4 protein-coding genes are annotated in these 3,482 nt (G+C 54.2%); all 4 read left to right on the top strand.

Annotation, left to right across the window (positions count from 1 at the left end; translation table 11 throughout):
- On the top strand, positions 1–99 hold a 99-nt coding region (locus tag ACRCWW_RS00640; protein WP_438680662.1), incomplete at its 5' end, for a hypothetical protein.
- A 22-nt stretch (positions 100–121) separates the two neighbouring features.
- Positions 122–454, top strand: a complete 333-nt coding sequence (gene yajC / locus ACRCWW_RS00635) for a preprotein translocase subunit YajC (RefSeq protein ID WP_097161468.1) — start codon at positions 122–124, stop codon at positions 452–454.
- Between the two features lie 27 nt (positions 455–481).
- A complete protein-coding gene (gene secD / locus ACRCWW_RS00630; protein WP_438680661.1) occupies positions 482–2,329 on the top strand; it encodes a protein translocase subunit SecD in 1,848 nt (615 codons plus the stop codon).
- A 10-nt stretch (positions 2,330–2,339) separates the two neighbouring features.
- Positions 2,340–3,311, top strand: coding sequence for a protein translocase subunit SecF (secF, locus tag ACRCWW_RS00625; protein WP_438680660.1), 972 nt, complete (start codon positions 2,340–2,342; stop codon positions 3,309–3,311).
- The last annotated feature ends 171 nt before the right edge of the window (positions 3,312–3,482 follow it).

Here is a 3,482-nt window from a genome sequence, read left to right as displayed (position 1 = left end):
GGTTTACGCAAGGCTATCGAAGAGGGTAAATTAGAGAGCTTTGTGACGGAGTTTTACCAACGTCAGGGTCGGGATGTCCCACCGTTGAACGTTGATTAATTTTAATAATGAGGGAAATTCAATGAGCTTTTTTATTTCTGATGCGGTAGCCGCTACTGGTGCACCGGGACAAAGCAGCCCGATGTCTCTGATCCTGATGCTAGTGGTGTTCGGTCTGATTTTCTATTTCATGATCCTGCGCCCACAGCAGAAGCGCACCAAAGAGCATAAAAAGCTGATGGACTCCATCGCTAAAGGTGATGAAGTGCTGACTAACGGTGGCCTGGTGGGTCGCGTAACCAAAGTAGCTGAAGCAGGCTACATTGCTATCGCGCTGAACGACACCACTGAAGTGGTCATCAAACGTGACTTCGTAGCTGCCGTTCTGCCGAAAGGCACGATGAAGGCGCTGTAATTTCTTGTTTTCCCAAAGGGAACTGCCGTGTTAAACCGTTATCCTTTGTGGAAGTACATTATGCTGGTCGTCGTGATACTCGTCGGCCTGCTTTACGCACTTCCCAACCTGTATGGTGAGGATCCGGCTGTTCAAATCACTGGCGTGCGTGGTAACGCCGCCAGTGAGCAAACGCTGATCCAGGTCCAGAACACTTTAAAAGAAGAAAAAATTACCGCGAAGTCTGTGGCACTGGAAGAGGGCGCAATTCTTGCTCGCTTCGACTCCACTGACATCCAGCTGCGTGCGCGTGAAGCGCTGGTTAGCGTGCTGGGTGACAAGTATGTCGTGGCGCTTAACCTGGCACCGGCCACCCCGCGTTGGCTGGCCATGATGCAGGCTGAGCCGATGAAGCTCGGCCTTGACCTGCGCGGCGGCGTGCACTTCCTGATGGAAGTCGACATGGACACTGCGCTGGGTAAACTGCAGGAACAAAATATCGATGGCCTGCGCAGCGATCTGCGTGAGAAGGGCATCGGCTATACCACGGTGCAGAAAGCCGATAACTACGGTCTGAGCATCACGTTCCGTGACAGCACGGCTCGTGACCAGGCTATCAGCTACCTCACTCCGCGCCACCGTGATTTGGTTATCACAAGCCAGGGCAACAACCAGTTGCGGGCAACGATGACCGATGAGCGTCTGAAAGAAGCGCGCGAATATGCCGTTCAGCAGAACATCAATATCCTGCGTAACCGTGTTAACCAACTGGGCGTTGCCGAGCCGGTGGTACAGCGTCAGGGTGCTGATCGCATCGTCGTCGAGCTGCCTGGTATTCAGGACACCGCGCGTGCGAAAGAAATTCTGGGCGCAACCGCGACTCTGGAATTCCGTCTGGTGAATACCAACGTCGATCAGTCTGCTGCCACTTCTGGCCGCGTACCGGGCGACTCTGAGGTGAAAGACACCCGCGAAGGCCGGCCGATTGTGCTGTACAAGCGTGTGATCCTGACCGGTGACCATATCACCGACTCCACCTCCAGCCAGGATGAATACAACCAGCCGCAGGTTAACATCTCGCTCGACAGCGCCGGTGGTAACATCATGTCTAACTTTACCAAGGACAACATCGGTAAACCGATGGCGACCCTGTTCGTAGAGTATAAAGACAGCGGTAAGAAAGATGCCAAAGGCCGTGCAGTCCTGGTGAAACAGGAAGAGGTGATTAACGTCGCTAACATCCAGTCTCGCCTGGGTAACAGCTTCCGAATTACTGGTCTCAGTAACCCGAGCGAAGCCCGTCAGCTGTCGCTGCTGCTGCGTGCCGGTGCGCTGATTGCACCAATCCAGATTGTGGAAGAGCGTACGATTGGTCCAACTCTGGGTCTGCAAAACATCAAGCAGGGTCTGGAAGCGTGTCTGGCCGGTCTGGTGGTCTCTATTCTGTTCATGCTGTTCTTCTATAAGAAGTTTGGCCTGATTGCGACCTCTGCGCTGCTGGCGAACCTGGTTCTGATTGTTGGGATCATGTCGCTGCTGCCTGGGGCAACGCTCAGTATGCCGGGGATAGCGGGTATCGTGTTAACCCTTGCGGTAGCGGTCGATGCTAACGTACTGATTAACGAACGTATTAAGGAAGAGCTCAGCAACGGTCGTACCGTACAGCAGGCGATTGACGAAGGTTATCGTGGCGCATTCAGTTCCATCTTTGATGCGAACATCACCACGCTGATTAAAGTCATCATCCTGTACGCGGTCGGTACTGGTGCCATCAAAGGCTTCGCCATCACCACCGGTATCGGTGTGGCGACTTCCATGTTTACCGCGATCGTCGGCACCCGTGCCATCGTAAACCTGTTGTACGGCGGCAAACGCATCAACAAGCTGTCTATCTGAGGAGTGCGTTGTGGCACAGGAATATACTGTTGAACAATTAAACCACGGCCGTAAAGTCTATGACTTTATGCGCTGGGACTTCTGGGCCTTTGCTATCTCAGGCCTGCTGTTGGTGGCTTCCATCGTCATTATTGGCGTGCGCGGCTTCAACTGGGGTCTCGATTTCACCGGTGGTACGGTGATTGAAATTACGCTGGAAAAACCAGTGGATATGGAGCAGACACGCGCCTCTCTCGAGAAAGCGGGCTTCGTTGAGCCACTGGTGCAGAACTTTGGCAGCAGCCACGACATCATGGTGCGTATGCCGCCGGTGAAAACCGAAAGCGGCAGCCAGGAGTTAGGCAGCAAAGTGCTGGACGTCATTAACCAGTCCTCTGAACAGAACGCGGCGATCAAGCGCATCGAGTTCGTGGGGCCGAGCGTTGGGGCAGACCTGGCGCAGAGCGGGGCGATGGCGCTGTTAGCAGCGCTGATCTCTATCCTGGTGTACGTCGGCTTCCGCTTTGAGTGGCGTCTGGCGGCGGGGGTGGTTATTGCTCTGGCGCACGACGTGGTGATCACCATGGGCATTCTCTCGCTGTTCCACATCGAGATTGATTTGACCATTGTGGCGTCGCTGATGTCGGTTATCGGCTACTCGCTGAACGACAGCATCGTGGTGTCGGACCGTATTCGTGAGAACTTCCGCAAGATTCGTCGCGGCACACCTTACGAAATCTTTAACGTGTCCCTGACCCAGACGCTGCACCGTACGTTGATCACTTCAGGAACCACCTTAATGGTGATCCTGATGCTGTTCCTGTTTGGTGGCCCGGTGCTGGAAGGCTTCTCGCTGACCATGCTTATCGGTGTCTCCATCGGTACTGCGTCTTCCATCTACGTGGCATCAGCCCTGGCGCTGAAGCTCGGGATGAAACGCGAGCACCTGCTGGTACAGAAAGTGGAGAAAGAAGGCGCCGATCAGCCTTCGATCCTGCCTTAAGACTGAATCAGTCACGAAAACCGCAGCCCTGGTGCTGTAATGCCGATCAGTTAAGGATCAGTTGACCGATCCAGTGGCTGTGTAAGAATCCGGAAACGCTCACTCGTTTCCGGATTTTTTTATGCTCATTGGACAGGCACTTGATTTGGTATCCCGTTACGATTCTCTGCG

Source organism: Scandinavium sp., from assembly GCF_051650185.1.
Classification (GTDB): Bacteria; Pseudomonadota; Gammaproteobacteria; order Enterobacterales; family Enterobacteriaceae; genus Scandinavium.
Note: the sequence above shows the minus strand (reverse complement) of the source record. Positions and strands in the feature narration are given on the sequence as shown.